Source organism: Micromonospora craniellae (assembly GCF_014764405.1).
GTDB lineage: Bacteria > Actinomycetota > Actinomycetes > Mycobacteriales > Micromonosporaceae > Micromonospora > Micromonospora craniellae.
On record NZ_CP061725.1, the window covers coordinates 1,338,088 to 1,357,119 of the forward strand.

Sequence of the window (19,032 nt, forward strand, 5' to 3'; positions counted from 1 at the left end):
TCGCCGACGTGCCCCTGAACCCACCGGCTCCGCCCCTCGACGCGCGGCCGAACTGCTTGGAGAAATCCCGATGCCGGACGTTTCGGTAGTCATCCCGACGACGGGCAGGCCCAGCCTCACCGAGGCCGTCGCCACCGCCCGCACGCAGCGAGGCGTCTCGGTGCACGTGGTCGTCGTGTGCGATCTGGCCGAGGTACCGGCCAGCGTGACCGAGTTGCGTGGCCAGATCGACGAGATCGTCTGCACCGGCGGTGGACGACGCGGATCCCACGCCCGCAACCTGGGCGTGCGACACGCCGCTCCGGGCAGCCACGTGGCCTTCCTCGACGACGACGACGCGTGGATGCCCGGCAAACTGGCCGCTCAACTGCCCGTCCTGGAACGGCTGGCTGGCGAGGGCTGGTTGCCGGTGGTGTCGTCGCGGACGCTACAGCGCAAGGCAGGCGGCAGTCCGCTCCCCTCCGCCGTGCCGCGCGCGCTGATCGCCGAAGGTCAGCGACCGGAGGACTACCTGTTCCGTCGACGGCAGCTCGGCGTGGCACGCCAGTCACTGCCCACCTCGACGCTGCTGACGACCATGACACTGGCCACCCAGTGCCCGTGGGACGAGTCGCTGCCCCGGCACCAGGACTGGGACTGGCTCGTCCGGGCGGCCCGAGTGCCGGGTGCGAGAATCGTGCAGATCGAGGAGGCGACCGCCGTCTACACGGTGGGCAGCCCCGGCTCCATCTCGGCCGGTGCCGACTGGCGTACCTCTTGGGCCTGGGGCCAGCGCTGGGAGGGCGTCTGGGCACCGGAGACCTTCGCCGACTTCGTCACCGCACAAACGTTGCGGTACGCGCTGCAGGCCCGCGACCGCGAGGGCGTACGCGAGATGGTGCGTGCCATCCGCCGCAACTCCGCACCGTCGGCGAGCAACACCGCTCTCGCGGTGCTCGGCCTCGTGCCACGCTCCGCGCTCGAACGGGTGGCGATGCGCGGATCCCGGGCCACCGGCGGCGTGCCGACGGGTGGGCCGCAGTGATGCGTCTGCACTTCGTACTCCCTCAACTGGAACCGCTGTACGGCATGGAACTCGCCGCCGCGCTGCTGATGCGAGGCATGCAGGACCAGGGCGTCGAGGTGTCGGCCACGGTGGTGTCGGGCCCGGTCCCGGCCACTCTGGGCGACCTGGTGATGGACACGCTCGGGCTCGGCACCCGGATCACCCGCTTGATGGAGGCGGTTCCGCCGCTACGACGCCGGTTGCAACGGCTCCCGGCGGACGCGCAGATCGTGGCGAGCGGTCTCTGGGGCAGCGTTCCGGTCGGTGCCGCGTTGGCCGGCACCAATCGCGACTACGTCGCCTGGGAACACTCACTGCTGCCGGAGCGGCTGCGCATCGACGGCCGGGTCCGGATGCTCTCCCGGGTGGCCCGGGCCCGCGGGTTGCGGCCCCGACTCGTCGTCGCCGTCTCCGACGGTGTCGCGCGGACCGTCCGGCGACTCGCTCCCGGGCAGCCGGTGGTGACGATCCCCAACCCGATGCCGGCCAAGCCGTTCGTCGCGCCACGCGAGGTGGCGGACCGGGCGCGGATCGACCTGCTCGCCACGGCCGCCTTCCGGCCGTACAAGAACCACTCCTGCGCGCTCGAAGCGCTGGCCCTGCTGCCAAAGAACTACCACCTGACACTCGCCGGCGACGGGGAGGAGCGCGACCTGCTGCACGACGCGGTGCGCCGGCTCGGGTTGCAGGACCGTACGACCTTCCTCGGCCGGGTGCCGACGGTGGCCCGTCTCCTGACGCAGGCGGACGTGCTCGTCCATCCGTCCCGCGCCGAGACGTTCGGCTTCAGCCTTGTGGAGGCCGCCGAGGCCGGGCTGCCCGTCGCCGCGCTGCCGGTGCCCGCCCTGGACGAGATGATCCCGACCTTCGTGCCGGGCACGCTGGCGGCGGACACCTCGGCCGAGGCGCTGGCCGCCGCGATCGTGCGGCTGACCGGCGACGGGCGCCCGGGCGTCGCGGACTTCGAGAAGGCGTGGCAGGCCCGATGCACCGAACTGGACCCGGCCGTGGCCGGTGGCCGGTGGGTGGAGGCGTTGACGTGACGGCGGTTCCCGGGGACGCCGCACGGCCGATCGCCGACGCGCGCACCGACCGCCCAGGGCACGGCCGGCGGATGTCGTTCCGCGCCCGGCGAGGCGACGGCTTCCTGCGCAAGTCCGGCACGTTCTTCACCGGCACCCTGCTGCGCACCCTCGCCCAGGGGGCACTCTTCGTGCTGCTGGCGCGGGAGATGCCGATCAACACCTACGGTCTGTTCGTCGGTGTCACCGCGCTGGTCGCGGTGGTCTCGCCCTTCGCGTCGGCCGGCACACCGAGTCTGATCATGCAAAACTACGCGGACGCGCCGGGCGACTGGCCTCGCCACCTCGTTCGTGGGATGTTCCTGTCCACAGTCTTCGGCTCCGGGGCCACCGTCCTGGTCGCCGCCGCGGGACTGGCCATCTGGGGCGCCGACGTCGGGCTGGTGGACCTGCTCTGTCTGGCTTTCGCCGACCTGGTCGCCTGGCGACTCATCGAGGCCGTGGCCGCGTCGATCCAGGTACGCGGTCGGATCCTGCTCGCCGCGCTGATCCCAGCCCTGCTGCACGTCTGTCGGCTGGCCGGCGCCGTGGTGCTGACCGTCGCCGGGGGACCGATCACGCTGCACGACTGGGCAGTGACATCCGTGGTGCTGTCCGTCGTCGTGTGCCTGACGGTGATCCTGGGCGGCCTACGCGGCGGCGGCCGGCACGTGATCAGCGTCCGGGGTTCGCTCCGGCAGGCCCGGACCGGGATGCTCTTCGCCGTCGGGCTGTCTGCCCAGTCGGTCTACAACGACGTCGACAAGGTCATGTTGTCACGTTTGGGCACCCCCGAAAGCGCCGCCATCTACGCTGCGGCCTACCGGGTGGTCGACCTGGCGTATACACCGGCCCGGTCGATGAGCGCGATCGCCTACCCCCGCTTCTTCGAGGCAGGCCGGAACGGCCCTCGGGCGGCCCTGCGGATGGCCCGTGGGCTGCTGCCGCGCTTCCTGGCGTTCAGCGTGCCGGTGAGCCTGCTGCTGGTCGCCTTCTCGTGGATGATGCCGCTGGTGTTCGGTGCCGACTTCGAGGCAGCCGTTCCGGCGGTCCAGGGTTTGAGCGCGCTGCTGGTGCTCAAGTCGCTGCACTACCTTGCCGCGGACGCATTGTCCGGAGCCCGGATGCAGGGGCGACGGACGATCTGCCAGATCGGCGTCGGCGTGCTGAACGTCCTGCTCAACCTGTGGCTCATTCCGGCGTACGGCTGGCAGGGTGCCATCTACTCCAGCCTGGCCTGTGACGCGCTGCTCGCCGTACTGCTTTGGGGATGTCTCGCCGTCGCCGTCCGCCGCGACACTGCGGGCACGCCTCCCGCACCACGTCCCAGGGAAAGGGTCTGAGGTGACCACACTCTTCGGTGTCCTGCTGAGCGCTGCGGGCCTCGCGGTGGCCGGCTGGCTGGTGTACGCACGTCAGGCGGTCGCCGCCAGCTTCGGCGGTGCGTCGACCGCCGTCGCGCTCATCGGATTCGCGGCGCTCGCGAACGCCGCGCCCGTACTGGCCGGTGACCACTCGTCGGCGCTCATTGGCGTGCTGGTGTTCGCCCTCGTCGTCTGGTTGCTCGTCGTACACCGTGGACGGCTGGCCGGTCCGCCCGAGATCTGGCGACGGATCTGCCTGGGGCTGGCCGGGGCAGTGCTCGTCTGGTGCGTCGGCGTCGACGTTCTCACCGGTGACGGCGTGTACGGGTCACGACTGCCGGCGTACGCCGCCGCCGGTCTGCTGTTGGTGGCGGTCTGGTTGCTGGCGGCCGGTGCTCCGGTGAGCCTCGGCGCGATGGCCTACACCGGGTTGGCCGTCCTGTCCCTGCTCACCATTCCGACGGCCGTGTACGGACAGGCTTGGCGGGCCTGCACCGATGGCCAGTTGGAGAAGTGCTCGCTGGCGGGCGGCCTGTTCAAGAGTTTCTACGACTCCGAGAACTACATCGCTCTGATCACCTCGTTCACGCTGGTCGCCGCCGTCTGCGCGCTGCGCCGGGCCGAGCGGTGGGCGGTGGTGACGTTCTGCCTGCTGGTCATCGTGGCGACCGGGTCCCGGACCAGCTACCTGGCGCTGGCCGCCGTCGGCGTGTGGGTGCTCGGTGCGTGGATGATGGAGTGGCGGCGGCCGTACCAGAGGATCCACTTCGTCCTCTGTGTGCCGCTGGTCGTTGGCGCCGTCGCCGTTGCCACCTATCTGGCCTGGAGCGCCTCCAAGACCACCCTGAGCAACCGGGGCAACATCTGGATCCATGCGCGGGAGTACATCGCCGGTTCGGAAGGCACCGGCGTGGGCGTCTCCAAGTGGTACTACCTGAGGGACATCGGCGAGGCACCGCACCACTTCTTCCACTCGGGTTACGTGCTCGCCATCTTCTCCGGCGGCTTCGTCGCGCTGACCCTGTGGGGCCTGCTGCTGGCCACGCTGCTTCGCGCTCCGGTCGTCGACGGCCGGGCATTCTCCGCCAAGGCGCCGGTGGCACTCTTCGTGATCTACTCGTTCACCGAGGTGGTCTGGAACCCGCTCTCGGTCGACGGACTCACCTGGATCTTCGTCCTGATGGTGCTGACCGGGTCCGCGCTAGGATCGACCGGCCCCGTCCCGGTCGACGCGACGGCCGACCCGCGGCCGAGTGCGCTGACCAGGCTCCGCCGGATGACCGGCCGGCCGGCCTCCGGCAGCGCCCCCACCGAGGCGCGTGACTGACCGGACACCGGACCGGTCTCCGCCACGGTCCTTGCGGGCCGCACGTCCGCTGGTGTGAGGAAGGACCCGATGTCGTCAGGCTCCGTCACGGCGCCGGTTCATCGGGCCGCCGCTCGGCGACCGCCGGCGCCCGGCTCGGGTTTCCGCCAGGACATCCAGGGATTGCGCGCCTTCGCGGTCGTGGTGGTGATCCTCGAACACGTCTTCGGGTGGCCGGCCGGCGGTTTCGTCGGCGTCGACGTCTTCTTCGTCGTCTCCGGTTTCCTGATCACCGGCCTGCTGCTCGACGAGCACGACCGGAGAGGACGGATCTCCTTCGCGGACTTCTACCGGCGCCGGGTCCGCCGCATCCTGCCGCTGGCGATGCTCGTCCTGGCGAGCACCTACCTCGCGTCGTCGCTGCTGTTCCTCGGCGAGCGGGTGCGCGCGACGGCCTGGGACGCACTCTGGGCCGGACTCTTCGCGGCCAACTGGCGCTTCGCGGCCGCCGGCACGGACTACTGGCAGACCGACGGGCCGGTCTCGCCGTTACGGCACTACTGGTCGCTCTCCGTCGAAGAGCAGTTCTACCTGGTCTGGCCGGTACTGCTGGTGGCGGTGCTCGGCCTGGCCGCCCGACGGGGCGGGTACGGCAGCCGGTCCCGGTGGGCGGTCGGTGTGGTGCTGGCGGCCGTGGTCGTCGGCTCTATCGCGTTCGCCATGTGGGAGGTCGGTCAACGCCCGACTGTCGCCTACTTCTCGACCTTCTCCCGCGCCTGGGAACTCGGGGTGGGGGCGCTGCTCGCGGTGGCGGCGCCGCTGCTGGCCCGGATTCCGACCCCGGCTCGCCCGGCATACCAATGGCTGGGCCTGACCGGCTTGGTCGTCTCGGTGCTCGTCATCACCGCGCAGTCGCCCTTCCCGGTCCCAGGCGCCTTCCTGGCGGTGATCTCGACGGCCCTGGTCATCGCCGGGGGCGTGGGTGGCCAGCGGCTGATGTTCCCGCTGACCAACCGAGCGGTCGGGTACGTCGGTGACCTCTCCTACTCGCTCTACCTGTGGCACTTCCCGCTGCTCATCCTGATCGGGGCCGCTCTGCCGGCCGGTGGACACATCGTCGCGGTACTCACGCTCGTCGGCACGGCGGCGCTATCGGTCCTCTCCTATCACCTGGTGGAGAATCCGGTCCGCCGATCGTCCTGGCTGGAGCGGCGGCCTCCGGGCACGCCTCGACAGCTCACCGGCGTGGCCCGCTTCCGCCGCGCCGCCAGCCTGGTGGCGCTGGCCGCAGTCACGGTCTCGGTGGGCACGGTGGCAGTCCGTACCTCGTCGTCGCCGCAGGTCGTACCGGAGGTGGCGGTGGTCGCCTCGCAGCGGGAGCTGTCGCAGCAGATCGGGGCGGCACTCGACGCCGCCGACTGGCCGGTGCTGACCCCTCCTCCGGGCGAACTGGACACTCTGGGATTCACGCGCGGGGATGGCCAGGGTTGTCGGCCCTCGGTCCCGGAGGGCAACGACTGCACCGTCACGCCGCGCCCCCGCAGGCTGGCGGTCGTCGTCGGAGACTCGATCGGCAGTGCCTGGCTGCCTTTGGTGCGGCGGGTGCTCGAACCGGACGGGTGGGAGGTGCGGGACCTGACCTACGCCGGCTGCCCCTTCCTCGCCTCGGACACGGTGTCACCGACCGCGAGCATCACCGAGGCGTGCCCCGGTCACCGGCGGGCGGTACGTACCGTCATCGAGAACAGCCGGCCCGATCTGGTGATCCTCAGCAACGCCTACCGGCAGCGGTTCGCCGACACCGGCGGGAACCCGTCGCTGGCCGAGTGGGAGCAGGCCGCCCGCACCGCCAAGGAGAGGTGGCTCGGTGCGGCGGGCCGCGTGGTGGCCCTGCAACCGCCGCCGCTCGGCCCTGATCCGAAGACCTGCATCACCCGACTCTCCGTGCCCCGCGACTGCGTCTCGACGCTCTCGGAGGAGTACCGGTCGTACGCCGAGGCCGACCGGAGAGTCTGGGGCGGTAAGGGCTCGTGGTACATCCCCACCACGGACTGGTTCTGTCTCTCCGGGCGCTGCCCCATCTTCATCGGCGGCGTCATCGTCCGACGCGACGGCAACCACGTCACGGCAGACTATGCCCGCCGGCTGAGCCCGCTGTTCGACGACGCGCTGACCCCGGTCCTCGGTCAGCCGTCGACCGAATAGGCCCGAGCGCTACCGTACGTTAGGTCGCCGCCGCAGCAGGACCAGCACGACGAGCCCACCCACCAGGGCGACTCCGGCCGCGACGAGCAGCGGTACCGCCCAGCCGGGCCGGGACTGCACCTCGCCACCGGCCGCGACGGATGCCTCCCGGTACGCCTGCGCCAACGCGTTCGTCGGCGCCGCCTCCGCCGCCTCGGCGAACCGGGTGGCGGCCTTGGCCTCGTCGTCACCGAAGTACGCGTCCAGGGCGCTGCGGTAGAGCCGGTCCGGCTCGCCGAGGGTGTGCTCGACACCGGCGGCGGCGAGGAGCCCGGTCATCCGGGAGACCGGGACAACGAGACGGTTCGGCCGGTCGGGCTGCAACAGGTCGTTGTCGAGCATCCCGACCACCCGCCCCTGCCCGTCGATCACGATGCCGCCTCGGGACGAGGAGCCGATGTCCTCGTTGATGCGGTAGGTGAACGACTCGACGTCCAATTCGGTCACCTGCACCGGCTTGGCCAGGACCTGGTAGGCGGCGGATCGGTAGTCGGTGTCGGTGGTGCCGTAGCCGAGCGCGTGCAACGCCGTCCCGGCGGTGATCGCGGCCGACGTGTTCAGCTCCACGGCGGGCAGGTTCGCCTGGTCGAGCTTGACCAGTGCCAGGTTGCCCTCGTCAAGGCTGAGCGCACGGACGACGGTACCGGGGATCGCCGGGCCGTCCTTGAGGTCACCCTTCGCCACGTTCAGCTGTCCGTGCAGGGTAGCCGCCGGCTGTGTACCGGGCTCGAGTCCGGTGAAGACGCTGCTCGCCTGCCTGGCCCGGACGAAACCGCGGACCTCGGCGGCCTTCAGTTCGCCGTCCGCCACCAGGGTGTCGGCCAACGAACCGAGCGCGTGTTCGAGCAGGATGTCCGGGGTGGGCTGCACGCACTGCCCGTTGGTGAGCACGTGACCGTCGTTGTTGACCACGAACCCCGTGCAGCGGCGGCTGAAGGTGAACGGCTCCGGGTGCAGCAGCGCGTTGTCCTGCCGGTTGCGGATGAAGCCGGTGAGGACGGCCTCCAGGAAGACCATCGAGGGTACCGCAGTGGCTAGGGTGCGCTCCTCCGCGCTGCGCGGCGTGCTCTCCGCCCATGGCTTGAGTCCCGGTGCGGGCGGAGTGGCGGTCGGGGCGGGGGCTGGCGTCGCGGGGTCGGACCCGCTCGCCGAGATGGCCCAGACGCCTGCGCCGCCACCGGCGACCGCGGCCAGGAGCAGCGCGGCGACCGCGACCCAGAGGCCGGTCTGCCGCTTGGGCGGTGCCGAGGGCTGAATTCGGCGCGCCGGGGCGGTGAACGGGTCGTGCTGCGGCGGATCGTCGAGGGCCGCACCGAGGCCCGGCGAGGTCGGTGCGCCCGAGACAGGATCGGCGTAGACCGGCTGCGTGGGGATTGGACCGGGCTGCGTCGACGTGCCGGAGACCGGTTGCGGCGCACCGGAGATCGGTTGCGGCGGGCCAGAGATCGGGTGCGGGGCACCGGACACCGGCACGGGCGGACTCGACACCGGCGGCGGGGTAGGCGTGGGTACGGGCTGGTAGTCGACCCCGAGGGCCGGGAAGAGCTTCTCCGCGGCCGGCCCGACGTCGGCGGAGTAGGCCACCCAGGGGGCGGCGGCGGAGAAGTCGGCGTACGTGAAAGGCAACCCGCCCGGGGCCTGCGCCAGGTTGTTGACGATCCCGGCGAACGCCTCGCGCCAGCCCGGGGTGGCGGCGACTGCGGCGTCCAACACCACCACCGTCACGAAACGGCCCTGCCCGTCGATGGCCGCCCATGCCTTACCGACCGGCGACCCGCCCAGCAGGTGGGTGTACCGGTAGGGGCCGTCCGGCTGCATGACAACTCCCTCTACTCGACCGCGCTGCGGATCCTATCGACCCGCCGCATCTCGCCTGGGCCACCGGTGGTCGCCCTGCCGGCAACCGCCCCGAATGCGCAGGTCACGACCGGTGAGGAGACGCAAGGGTTGCTATGTGAAAGTTTTCATGCATAGAGTCGCTCTGTGAATGACGGAGTCACCGTGGCGCCGACCGAGCGGGTCCTCGGCCTGTTCGACGGGGTCCGGCTGACTCCGACGCAACGACGCATCGCGCACTGCCTGGTGCAGCACGCGCCCTCCGTCGGCTACCTCTCCGCCGCCGAGGTCGCCGAGCTGGCCGGGGTCAGCCAGCCGTCGGTCACCCGGTTCGCGGTGGCGCTGGGCCACGACGGCTATCCGGCGCTGCGTCGCCGGTTGCGCGAGCTGACCGCCGCCGCGCCCGGTCCGGCCACCGCCGGCAACGAACTCCAACAGGCCGTACGCGCCGAGATGGGCAACCTCGACCGGCTGGCCGCGCAGCTCGCCGACCGGGACCGGATCGCCGAGACCGGGCGGCTGCTGGCCGCCAGCCGGCCACTGCCCGTGCTCGGGCTGCGCGCCGCCGCGCCGCTGGCCGCGTACTTCGCGTACTTCGCCGCCAAGGTGCACCCGGACGTGCGGGTGCTCGACGACGGGGGCAGCCTGCTCACCGACCGGGTGGAGCAGGCGGCCGAGGCCGGGGCCGGCGCGCTGCTGGCGTTCGTGCTGCCTCGTTATCCCCGGGAGACGCTGGACGCGCTGCGCGAGGCCCGGTCCGCCGGGCTGACCGTGGTCGCGATCACCGACTCGCCGGTCAGCCCGGCGACCGAGCACGCCGACGTGGTGCTGGCCGCGGCGGTCGGCGCACAGCTCGTGTTCGACCTGCACACCGCTCCGATGACCCTGGCCATGGTGCTGCTCCAGGCGATCTGTGACGCCGCCCCGGCCGATACCCAGCGGCGGCTGGAGGCGTTCGAGACCTCGGCCGCCCGTCGTCAGTTGTTCCTCGGTTAGGGGGAGTTCCGCTATGACGCGATCCACGTCGACCACGCCCGGACACATCCGGGCCGCGCGCGGCACCGAGCGCACCGCCCGTGGCTGGCAGCAGGAGGCCGCGCTGCGGATGCTGATGAACAACCTCGACCCGGAGGTCGCCGAACGCCCCGACGACCTGGTCGTCTACGGCGGCACCGGGAAGGCCGCGCGGGACTGGCCGTCGTACCACGCCCTGGTGCGGACGCTCACCGACCTGCGTGACGACGAGACGATGCTGGTGCAGTCGGGTCGGCCGGTCGGTGTGCTGCGGACCCACGAGTGGGCGCCCCGGGTGCTGCTGGCCAACTCCAACCTGGTCGGTGACTGGGCGACCTGGCCGGAGTTCCGCCGCCTGGAGCAGCTCGGCCTGACCATGTACGGCCAGATGACCGCCGGTTCGTGGATCTACATCGGCACCCAGGGCATCCTCCAGGGCACCTACGAGACCTTCGCGGCCGTCGCCGAGAAGCTCGCCGGCGCCCGTGGTGACGGGCAACAGCGCAGCGGCGGCACCCTGGCCGGCACGGTGACGCTCACCGGCGGGTGCGGCGGGATGGGCGGCGCCCAGGCGCTGGCGGTCACCATGAACGGCGGCGCCTGCCTGATCGTGGACGTGGACCGCACCCGGCTGGAACGCCGGGTGCACGACCGCTACCTGGACGAGATCGCCGACGACCTGGACGACGCGGTCGAGCGGGTCCTCGCGGCGAAGCGGGATCGTCGCGCGCTCAGCGTGGGCGTGGTCGGCAACGCCGCCACGGTCTTCCCCGAACTGCTACGCCGGGGCGTGCCCATCGACGTGGTCACCGACCAGACCAGCGCCCACGACCCGCTGTCGTACCTGCCGGAGGGGGTGGAGCCGGCCGACGCCCGGGAGTACGCGGCGACGGCGCCGGCCGAGTTCACCGACCGGGCCCGGGCGTCGATGGCGAAGCACGTCGAGGCGATGGTGGGCTTCCTGGACGCCGGCGCGGAGGTCTTCGACTACGGCAACTCGATCCGGGGCGAGGCGCAGCTCGGCGGGTACCAGCGCGCCTTCGACTTCCCCGGCTTCGTGCCGGCGTACATCCGGCCGTTGTTCTGTGCGGGCAAGGGACCGTTCCGGTGGGCGGCGCTCTCCGGCGACCCGGCCGACATCGCGGCCACCGACCGGGCGGTCCTGGAGCTGTTCCCGGAGAACGAGTCGCTGGCCCGGTGGATCCGGTTGGCCGGCGAGCGGGTCGCCTTCCAGGGCCTGCCGGCGCGGATCTGCTGGCTCGGCTACGGCGAGCGGGACGTCGCGGGCGTACGGTTCAACGAGATGGTCGCCTCCGGTGAGCTGAGTGCCCCGGTGGTGATCGGGCGCGACCACCTGGACTGCGGCAGCGTGGCGAGCCCGTACCGGGAGACCGAGGCGATGGCCGACGGCTCCGACGCGATCGCCGACTGGCCGCTGCTGAACGCGCTTGTCAACACCGCCAGCGGGGCGTCCTGGGTGTCGATCCACCACGGCGGCGGAGTGGGCATCGGCCGGTCCCTGCACGCCGGTCAGGTCTGTGTGGCCGACGGCACCGCGCCGGCCGGGCAGAAGATCGAGCGGGTGCTCACCAACGATCCGGCGATGGGGGTGATCCGGCACGTCGACGCCGGCTACGACTCGGCCCGCGAGGTCGCCGCCCGCACCGGCGTCCACGTCCCGATGGCGGAGTAGGCGTGAGCGTGAGGAGTGCAGCGAAGCGGAGCCCCGCAGTCGCGAACAACAGGAGAACGCCATGACGGAGTTGCCCGACAGGTTCCGGGAACTTTGGGACGAGATCGCGCCGGTCGGGCGGGACGCGGACAGCGGCGGCTACCTGCGGTACGCGCTCACCGCGCCGGAGCTGCGGCTACGGGCGTGGTTCCGGGAGCAGGCCGACGCCCGGGGCATGCCGGTGGCCCAGGACGGCAACGGCAACCTGTTCGCCTGGTGGGGTGACCCGGACGCGGGTGGCGCGGTGCTGACCGGCAGCCACTTCGACTCGGTGCCGCACGGCGGCGCGTACGACGGGCCGCTGGGCATCGTCAGCGCCTGGCTCGCCGTCGACGAGCTGCGGGCGGCCGGTGTCACCCCGACCCGTCCCCTGGTCGTCGCCGCCTTCGTCGAGGAGGAGGGCGCCCGTTTCGGCGTACCGTGCCTGGGCTCGCGGCTGCTCACCGGTCAGATCACGCCGGAGCGGGCGGGCGCGTTGCGGGACGCGTCCGGGGTGAGTTTCGCCGAGGCGCTGGGCGACCGGCCGGCGGGCGCCGATCCGGCGTTGCTGGGCCGGCTCGCGGCCTTCGTGGAGCTGCACGTCGAGCAGGGCCGCGCGCTCGTCGACCGGGACGCGCCGGTCGCGGTGGCCAACGCCATCTGGCCGCACGGCCGCTGGCGTTTCGATGTCACCGGCGAGGGCAACCACGCCGGTACGACCCGGATGACGGACCGCCGCGACCCCATGTTGACGTACGCGTTCACGGTGCTCGCGGCGAACAAGGAGGCCCGGCTGCGCGACGCGCACGCCACCGTGGGTCGGGTGACCGTGGAGCCGAACGCCACCAACGCGATCCCGTCCCGGGTGACCGGGTGGCTGGACGCCCGGGCCGCCGAACCGGAGACGCTGGCCGGGCTGGTCGAGGCGGTACGCGCCAAGGCCACCGAACGGGCCCGGCGGGACGGTACCGAGGTGAGGGTGACCGAGGAGTCGGCGACGCCGCTGGTGGCCTTCGACGGCGGGCTGGCCGACCGGCTGGCCGGGCTGCTGGCCGCGCCGGTGCTGCCGACCGGGGCCGGACACGACGCGGGGGTGCTGGCGGCACACGTACCGACCGCGATGCTCTTCGTCCGCAACCCGACCGGGGTGTCGCACTCCCCCGCCGAGTCGGCCACCGACGCCGACTGTGCCGCCGGAGTGGCCGCCCTGGCCCGGGTACTGACGGAGCTGACGCAGGCGGCTCGGCTTGACGGGGGGTGGGCCTGATGACCGCGACGCGATGGCTGGCCGAGTACGCGTGGCTGCCCGCACACGCCGAGCCGACCCCGGACGTGCTGATCGAGGCCGTCAACGGCCGGATCACCGCCGTGACGCCACTGACTCCCGGCGGCGACCCGAACGCGGGCGTGGACGTGCTGGCCGACGCGGTGCGGTTGCCCGGGTTGACGCTGCCCGGTCTGGCCAACGCCCACTCGCACGCGTTCCACCGGGCGCTGCGCGGCCGTACCCACGGCGGACGCGGCGACTTCTGGAGCTGGCGCGACCAGATGTACGCGGTGACCGGCCACCTGGACCCGGACACGTACCTGGCGCTGGCCCGCGCGGTCTACGCCGAGATGGCACTGGCCGGGATCACCTGTGTGGGCGAGTTCCACTACCTGCACCACGGTCCGGGCGGCACCCCGTACGCCGACCCGAACGCGATGGGCACGGCGCTGGTCGAGGCGGCGGCACAGGCCGGGATCCGGCTGACCCTGCTGGACACCTGCTACCTGACGGCCGGTGTGGACGGTGCGCCGTTGCTCGGGCCACAGCAGCGTTTCGGCGACGGTGACGCGCGGCGGTGGGCGGAACGGGCCGGCGCGTTCACCCCCGACCGGGAACGTGCCCGCGTCGGGGCGGCCGTGCACTCGGTCCGTGCCGTTCCGGCCGATCAGCTCGCCACCGTGGCCGGCTGGGCGCGGCAGCGGGACGCACCGTTGCATGTGCACCTGTCGGAGCAGTCTGCCGAGAACGACGCCTGCCGGGCCGTGCACGGGTTGACTCCGGCCGGTCTGCTGGCCGAGCACGGCGTGCTGGGACCGGCCACCACGGCGGTGCACGCCACTCATCCGACCAGCGCGGACGTGGCCCTGCTCGGGGAGAGCCGGACCGGTGTCTGTCTCTGCCCGACGACCGAACGCGACCTCGCCGACGGAATCGGACCGGCCCGCCGGATGGCCGACGCCGGGATCCCGCTGAGCCTGGGCAGTGACAGTCACGCCGTGATCGACCCGTTCGAGGAGGCCCGCGCGATGGAACTGGACGAGCGGCTGCGTACCCGTCGACGCGGCCACTTCGCCCCGGCCGAGCTGCTCACCGCCGCCTCCGAGGCCGGGCACGCCGCGCTGGGCTGGACCGACGCCGGCCGGCTCGCCGTGGGTGACCGCGCCGACCTGGTCACGGTACGGCTGGACAGCGTACGCACGGCCGGGGTGGCCCCGGCGGGCGTGTGGTTCGCGGCGAGCGCCGCCGACGTGGCCCAGGTGGTGGTCGACGGTCGGGTGCTGGTCCGCGACGGCCGGCACGTCCGCGTCGACGTTCCGCGCGAGCTGGCCACGGCGGTCGCGGAGGTCTCCGGCGGGGAGGGACACCGTGCCCAGTGAGCCCCGAGCAGCGGGCAGCCTGCTGGTGGACAACATCGGGGAGCTGGTCACCAACGAGGCGGGCGAGGCCGGGCCGTTGGGCATCCGTCGGCGGGCCGCGCTGCTGATCGAGGAGGGCGAGGTGGTCTGGGTCGGTCCGGCCGCCGACGCGCCGGCCGCGGACCGGCGGATCGACGCCGACGGCGCTGCGGTGCTGCCCGGGTTCGTGGACAGTCACGCGCACCTGGTCTTCGCCGGGGACCGGGCAGCGGAGTTCGCGGCCCGGATGGCCGGACAGCCGTACACCGGAGGGGGGATCCGGACCACGGTCGGCACCACCCGCTCGGCCACCGACGGGCAACTCCGCGCCACCGTGCGCCGACTGCACGACGAGGCGTCGCGGCAGGGCACCACCACGATCGAGATCAAGAGTGGGTACGGCCTCACCGTCGCCGACGAGGCCCGCTCGCTGCGGATCGCCGCCGAGGTGACCGAGGAGACCACGTTCCTCGGCGCGCACGTGGTGCCGACCGAGTACGCCGACCGGCCCGACGAGTACGTGGGGCTGGTCTGCGGGCCGATGCTGGCCGCCGCCGCGCCGTACGCCCGCTGGATCGACGTGTTCTGTGAGCGGGGCGCGTTCGACGCCGATCACGCACGGGCGATCCTGACCTGCGGGCAGGCGTCCGGTCTGGGGGTGCGGGTGCACGCCAACCAGCTCGGCCCCGGCCCGGGGGTACGCCTGGGGGTGGAGCTCGGCGCGGCCAGTGTGGACCACTGCACGCACCTGGACGACGCCGACGTCGACGCGCTGGCCGCCACGGACGGCGGTACCGTCGCCACCCTGCTGCCCGGCGCCGAGTTCTCCACCCGGTCGCCGTATCCCGACGCGCGTCGGCTGCTCGACGCCGGTGTCACCGTCGCCCTGGCCACCGACTGCAACCCCGGTTCGTCGTACACGTCGTCGATGCCGTTCTGCGTCGCGCTGGCCGTACGCGAGATGCGGATGACCTCGGCGGAGGCGGTATGGGCGGCCACCGCGGGCGGCGCGCGGGCGTTGCGCCGTACCGACGTCGGGGTGCTGCGGCCCGGTGCCCGGGCCGACCTGATCATCCTCGACGCCCCGTCCCACCTGCACCTGGCCTACCGGCCGGGGGTTCCCCTGATCCGCCGGGTCCTGCGCAACGGAGTGCCACGATGACCGTCACCATCGAACCCACCGGGGTCGCCCCCGCCGACGTGCTCGCCGTGGCGCGCGGTGCCGCCAAGGTCGTCCTCGCCCCGACCACGGTGGCCGCGATGACCGCCAGTCGATCCATCGTGGACGGCATTGAGGCCGCCGGCCGTCCGGTGTACGGCGTCTCCACCGGCTTCGGCGCGCTCGCCAACACGTTCGTCGCTCCCGAGCGGCGTGCCGAACTCCAGCACGCGCTGATCCGCTCGCACGCGGCAGGGGTGGGCGCGGCGATGCCCCGCGAGGTGGTGCGGGCGATGATGCTGCTGCGGGTCCGGTCGCTGGCGCTGGGCCACTCCGGGGTACGGCCGCTGGTCGCCGAGGCCCTGGTCGACCTGCTCAACCACGACGTGACGCCGTGGGTGCCGGAGCACGGCTCGCTGGGCGCGTCCGGCGACCTGGCGCCGTTGGCGCACTGCGCGCTGGTGCTGCTCGGCGAGGGCTGGGTGCTCGGCCCGGCCGGTGAGCGGCGGCCCGCCGCCGACGCGCTGCGCGAGGCCGGTCTCGCTCCGGTGGAGCTGGCCGCCAAGGAGGGCCTGGCGCTGATCAACGGCACCGACGGCATGCTCGGCATGCTGCTGCTGGCCGTCCACGACGCCGCGCACCTGTTCACCATGGCCGACGTGACCGCCGCCCTGGCGATCGAGGCGATGCTCGGCTCGGAGCGGCCGTTCCGGCCCGAGCTGCACGCCATCCGCCCGCATCCCGGGCAGGGGGTCTCGGCAGCGAACATCCACCGGCTGTTGCAGGACTCGGCGGTGATGGACTCGCACCGCGACGACCTGGCCCACGCGGTGCAGGACGCCTACTCGATGCGCTGCGCGCCACAGGTCGCCGGGGCGGCCCGGGACACCCTGGACTTCGTCCGTACGGTCGCCGGCCGGGAACTGGTGTCCGTGGTGGACAACCCGGTGGTGCTGCCGGACGGGCGGGTCGAGTCGACCGGGAACTTCCACGGCGCGCCGCTGGGCTTCGCGGCGGACTACCTGGCCATCGCCGCCGCCGAGGTGGGCGCGATCGCCGAACGTCGGGTGGACCGGCTGCTCGACGTGACCCGCTCCCGGGACCTGCCCGCCTTCCTCTCCCCCGACGCGGGGGTCAACTCCGGGCTGATGATCGCCCAGTACACCGCAGCCGGGATCGTGGCGGAGAACCGGCGGCTGGCCGCACCCGCCTCAGTGGACTCGCTGCCCACCAGCGGCATGCAGGAGGACCACGTCTCGATGGGCTGGGCGGCCACCAAGAAGCTGCGTACCGTCCTGGAGAACCTGACCAGCCTGCTCGCGGTGGAGCTGCTCGCCGCCGTACGCGGACTCCAGCTCCGGGCCCCGCTGACGCCGTCCCCGGCCGGACGGGCGGCGATCGCCGCCCTCGGCTCCGTCGCCGGACGGCCCGGCCCGGACGTCTTCCTCGCACCCCTGATGGAGGCGGCCCGGGCCGTGGTGTCCAGCCCCGAGCTGCGCACCACCATCGAGGCCGAGATCGGTCCCCTGCCCTGACGCGGCGGCCGACCTGAGCAGCGCAGGCGGCTCGCGGATCTTGGTGCGTTGGCGCCCCTCGGGGGGTCGGTTCGTACCAAGATCGGCGGCTATCCGCTGTTCGGGGACAGACTGCGGGTCGATCGGGCGATCCCGGGGTGGGTCAGGGGGCGGTGGGGAGCACCTTGGCGATCAGGGTGGCGAGTTCGCGGAGGGCCTTGCCCCGGTGGCTGACGGCGTCCTTCTCCTGCGGAGTCAGCTCGGCGTTCGTGCCGTCCTGGCCGTCACCCAGGAAGATCGGGTCGTAGCCGAAACCGCCCTCACCGCGAGGGCCACGCAACAGTCGGCCCGCCTGGCGGCCGTCCACCAGGTGCTCCTTGCCACCGGGCAACACCAGCGCGACGGTGCAGACGAAGGACGCGCCCCGGTGCTCGTCCGGCACGTCGGCGACCTGGTCCAGCACGAGCTGGAGGTTCGCCTGGTCGTCACCGTGCCGGCCGGCCCAGCGGGCGCTGAACACGCCCGGCATGCCGTTGAGCGCGTCCACCGCCAGCCCGGAGTCGTCGGCGATGGTGGGCAGGCCGGTACGCCGGAAGCCCTCACGCGCCTTGATCAGCGCGTTCTCGCCAAAGGTCAGCCCGGTCTCCGGCAGTTCCGGGTACGCCTCGACGTCGTCGAGCCCGAGCAGCGCGACCCGGTGCGCGCCGAGCGCCCCGTCCAGGATCCGTTGCAGCTCGATGAGCTTCTTACGGTTCCGAGTGGCGAGCAGAACCTTGTTCATAGGGCTACCTCTCGTTCGCTCGCGCTCACCGGGTTACTTCTCGTTCGTTCGCGCTCTTCACCGCAGGGCCTTGCGCTGGGCCTCGGCCAGGTCGAGACAACCGGCCACGCCCAGGTCGAGCAACGCGTCCAACTGCTCGCGGGCGAAGACGCCGGCCTCACCGGTGCCCTGCACCTCGACGAAGTCACCGGTGCCGGTGCAGACCACGTTCATGTCGACCTCGGCGGCCACGTCCTCGTCATAGCACAGGTCCAGGCGCGGCTCGCCGGACACCACACCGACGCTCACCGCCGCCACCGACCGGTGCATCACCTTCTCCGGCTTGCCAGCCAGCGCCTTGCGGTCGGCGAGCCAGCTCACCGCATCGTGCAGTGCCACGTACGCGCCGGTGATCGCGGCGGTCCGGGTGCCGCCGTCGGCCTGGAGAACGTCGCAGTCGAGCACGATCGAGTTCTCGCCGAGGGCCTTGAGGTCGATGGCCGCGCGCAGGCTCCGGCCGATCAGCCGGGAGATCTCGTGGGTGCGCCCGCCGACCCGGCCCTTGACGCTCTCCCGGTCGGAGCGGGTGTTGGTGGCGCGGGGCAGCATCGCGTACTCGGCGGTGACCCAGCCCAGACCGGAGCCCCGGCGCCAACGGGGCACGCCTTCGGTGACGCTCGCCGTGCAGAGCACCCGGGTCGCGCCGAACTCCACCAACACGGAGCCTTCCGGGTGGCTGCTCCAGCCACGGGTCAGGGTCACCGGTCGGAGTCGGTCGGGCTCCCGCCCGTCAGGTCGCGCCATGCCTGCACCCTATGCGGTGCCTTGATCGGACCGTCCCCGGGTGCCGTCGGGGCGACTCAGTCGTGCCCACCGACGCCCAGGGTCACCTCGACGCGCCCGTCGACGGACCGGTTTCCCGGAACGTTCAGGACGGTCGCGGTCATCTCGAAGCCGTCCCGGGTCCACCTGTGCACCAGACAGGACGGGGCGCCCGGATCGGCGAGGCACTCCCGCATCCGGTCCACGGTGATCCGCAGGCCGGCGTTGCTGAGGAACGCCTGCACACTCTGGGCCACGTCCACCGGGCACGCGCCGCGCCGGCAGTCGAGCCGGTAGCTCGCGCCGACACCGATCACGAGACCCACCACCAGACCGGTGCGGGACCGCTTGCGCGGTGCCGGCACGGGCGGAAACGGCCCCGGACGCGGTGGGTGGCCGCCCCCGGCGGCGTGCGGCCCGGGTGGCGGCGACCAGGCTTGCGGCGCAGGCGGTCCGAACGTCGTGGGTACGGCCCGGCCGGCGGCTGGCCCGACGGCGGAGGTGCCGGCCGGTCGTCGGGACGCGGCTCGGG

The 19,032-nt window shown here is 72.7% G+C and carries 15 protein-coding genes; 11 read left to right on the forward strand and 4 right to left on the reverse strand.

Going from position 1 to position 19,032, the window contains the following annotated elements:
- Positions 1-70: 70 nt before the first annotated feature.
- From ID554_RS06060 to ID554_RS06080, 5 genes are all read left to right on the forward strand, one after another.
- A complete protein-coding gene (locus ID554_RS06060) occupies positions 71-1,024 on the forward strand; it encodes a glycosyltransferase family 2 protein (RefSeq protein WP_117229015.1) in 954 nt (317 codons plus the stop codon).
- Positions 1,024-2,088: a glycosyltransferase gene (locus tag ID554_RS06065; protein WP_117229014.1), complete on the forward strand. Its 1,065-nt coding sequence runs from the start codon at positions 1,024-1,026 to the stop codon at positions 2,086-2,088. Before ID554_RS06060 ends, ID554_RS06065 begins: the two co-directional genes overlap by 1 nt.
- A complete protein-coding gene (locus ID554_RS06070) occupies positions 2,085-3,449 on the forward strand; it encodes a lipopolysaccharide biosynthesis protein (protein ID WP_158573779.1) in 1,365 nt (454 codons plus the stop codon). The genes ID554_RS06065 and ID554_RS06070 overlap by 4 nt, the downstream gene beginning before the upstream one ends.
- A 1-nt stretch (position 3,450) precedes the next feature.
- A complete protein-coding gene (locus tag ID554_RS06075) occupies positions 3,451-4,797 on the forward strand; it encodes an O-antigen ligase family protein (RefSeq protein ID WP_117229012.1) in 1,347 nt (448 codons plus the stop codon).
- Between the two features lie 69 nt (positions 4,798-4,866).
- Complete coding sequence (locus ID554_RS06080) at positions 4,867-6,981, forward strand: acyltransferase family protein (protein ID WP_117229011.1); 2,115 nt, start codon at positions 4,867-4,869, stop codon at positions 6,979-6,981.
- Positions 6,982-6,990: 9 nt separating this feature from the next.
- On the opposite strand, the gene ID554_RS06085 is transcribed toward ID554_RS06080, so the two are convergent.
- A complete protein-coding gene (locus tag ID554_RS06085) occupies positions 6,991-8,838 on the reverse strand; it encodes a S1 family peptidase (protein ID WP_117229010.1) in 1,848 nt (615 codons plus the stop codon).
- Between the two features lie 165 nt (positions 8,839-9,003).
- On the opposite strand from ID554_RS06085, the gene ID554_RS06090 reads away from it, so the two are divergent.
- The 6 genes from ID554_RS06090 to hutH all read left to right on the forward strand — a co-directional run bounded on the left by ID554_RS06090 (position 9,004) and on the right by hutH (position 16,939).
- Positions 9,004-9,852, forward strand: coding sequence for a MurR/RpiR family transcriptional regulator (locus ID554_RS06090; RefSeq protein ID WP_117229009.1), 849 nt, complete (start codon positions 9,004-9,006; stop codon positions 9,850-9,852).
- A gap of 13 nt (positions 9,853-9,865) precedes the next feature.
- Entirely contained in the window at positions 9,866-11,563 is a 1,698-nt protein-coding gene (gene hutU / locus ID554_RS06095) for a urocanate hydratase (protein ID WP_117229008.1), read from the forward strand.
- Positions 11,564-11,624: 61 nt separating this feature from the next.
- Entirely contained in the window at positions 11,625-12,848 is a 1,224-nt protein-coding gene (locus ID554_RS06100) for an allantoate amidohydrolase (RefSeq protein ID WP_117229007.1), read from the forward strand.
- On the forward strand, positions 12,848-14,227 hold the full coding sequence (locus ID554_RS06105) for a formimidoylglutamate deiminase (protein ID WP_117229043.1): 1,380 nt from the start codon (positions 12,848-12,850) through the stop codon (positions 14,225-14,227). Before ID554_RS06100 ends, ID554_RS06105 begins: the two co-directional genes overlap by 1 nt.
- On the forward strand, positions 14,217-15,407 hold the full coding sequence (hutI, locus tag ID554_RS06110) for an imidazolonepropionase (protein ID WP_117229006.1): 1,191 nt from the start codon (positions 14,217-14,219) through the stop codon (positions 15,405-15,407). The genes ID554_RS06105 and hutI overlap by 11 nt, the downstream gene beginning before the upstream one ends.
- Complete coding sequence (gene hutH / locus ID554_RS06115) at positions 15,404-16,939, forward strand: histidine ammonia-lyase (RefSeq protein WP_117229005.1); 1,536 nt, start codon at positions 15,404-15,406, stop codon at positions 16,937-16,939. The genes hutI and hutH overlap by 4 nt, the downstream gene beginning before the upstream one ends.
- A gap of 142 nt (positions 16,940-17,081) precedes the next feature.
- Here hutH and rdgB read toward each other — a convergent pair whose 3' ends face one another.
- Genes rdgB through ID554_RS06130 form a run of 3 tightly spaced genes read right to left on the reverse strand, consistent with a single transcriptional unit; the run spans position 17,082 to position 18,865 of the window.
- Positions 17,082-17,699: an RdgB/HAM1 family non-canonical purine NTP pyrophosphatase gene (gene rdgB, locus ID554_RS06120; RefSeq protein ID WP_117229004.1), complete on the reverse strand. Its 618-nt coding sequence runs from the start codon at positions 17,697-17,699 to the stop codon at positions 17,082-17,084.
- A gap of 57 nt (positions 17,700-17,756) precedes the next feature.
- Complete coding sequence (gene rph / locus ID554_RS06125; protein WP_117229003.1) at positions 17,757-18,482, reverse strand: ribonuclease PH; 726 nt, start codon at positions 18,480-18,482, stop codon at positions 17,757-17,759.
- A 56-nt stretch (positions 18,483-18,538) separates the two neighbouring features.
- Positions 18,539-18,865 (reverse strand): hypothetical protein, encoded by a 327-nt coding sequence (locus ID554_RS06130; protein WP_117229002.1) that lies wholly within the window; start codon positions 18,863-18,865, stop codon positions 18,539-18,541.
- Between the last annotated feature and the right edge of the window lie 167 nt (positions 18,866-19,032).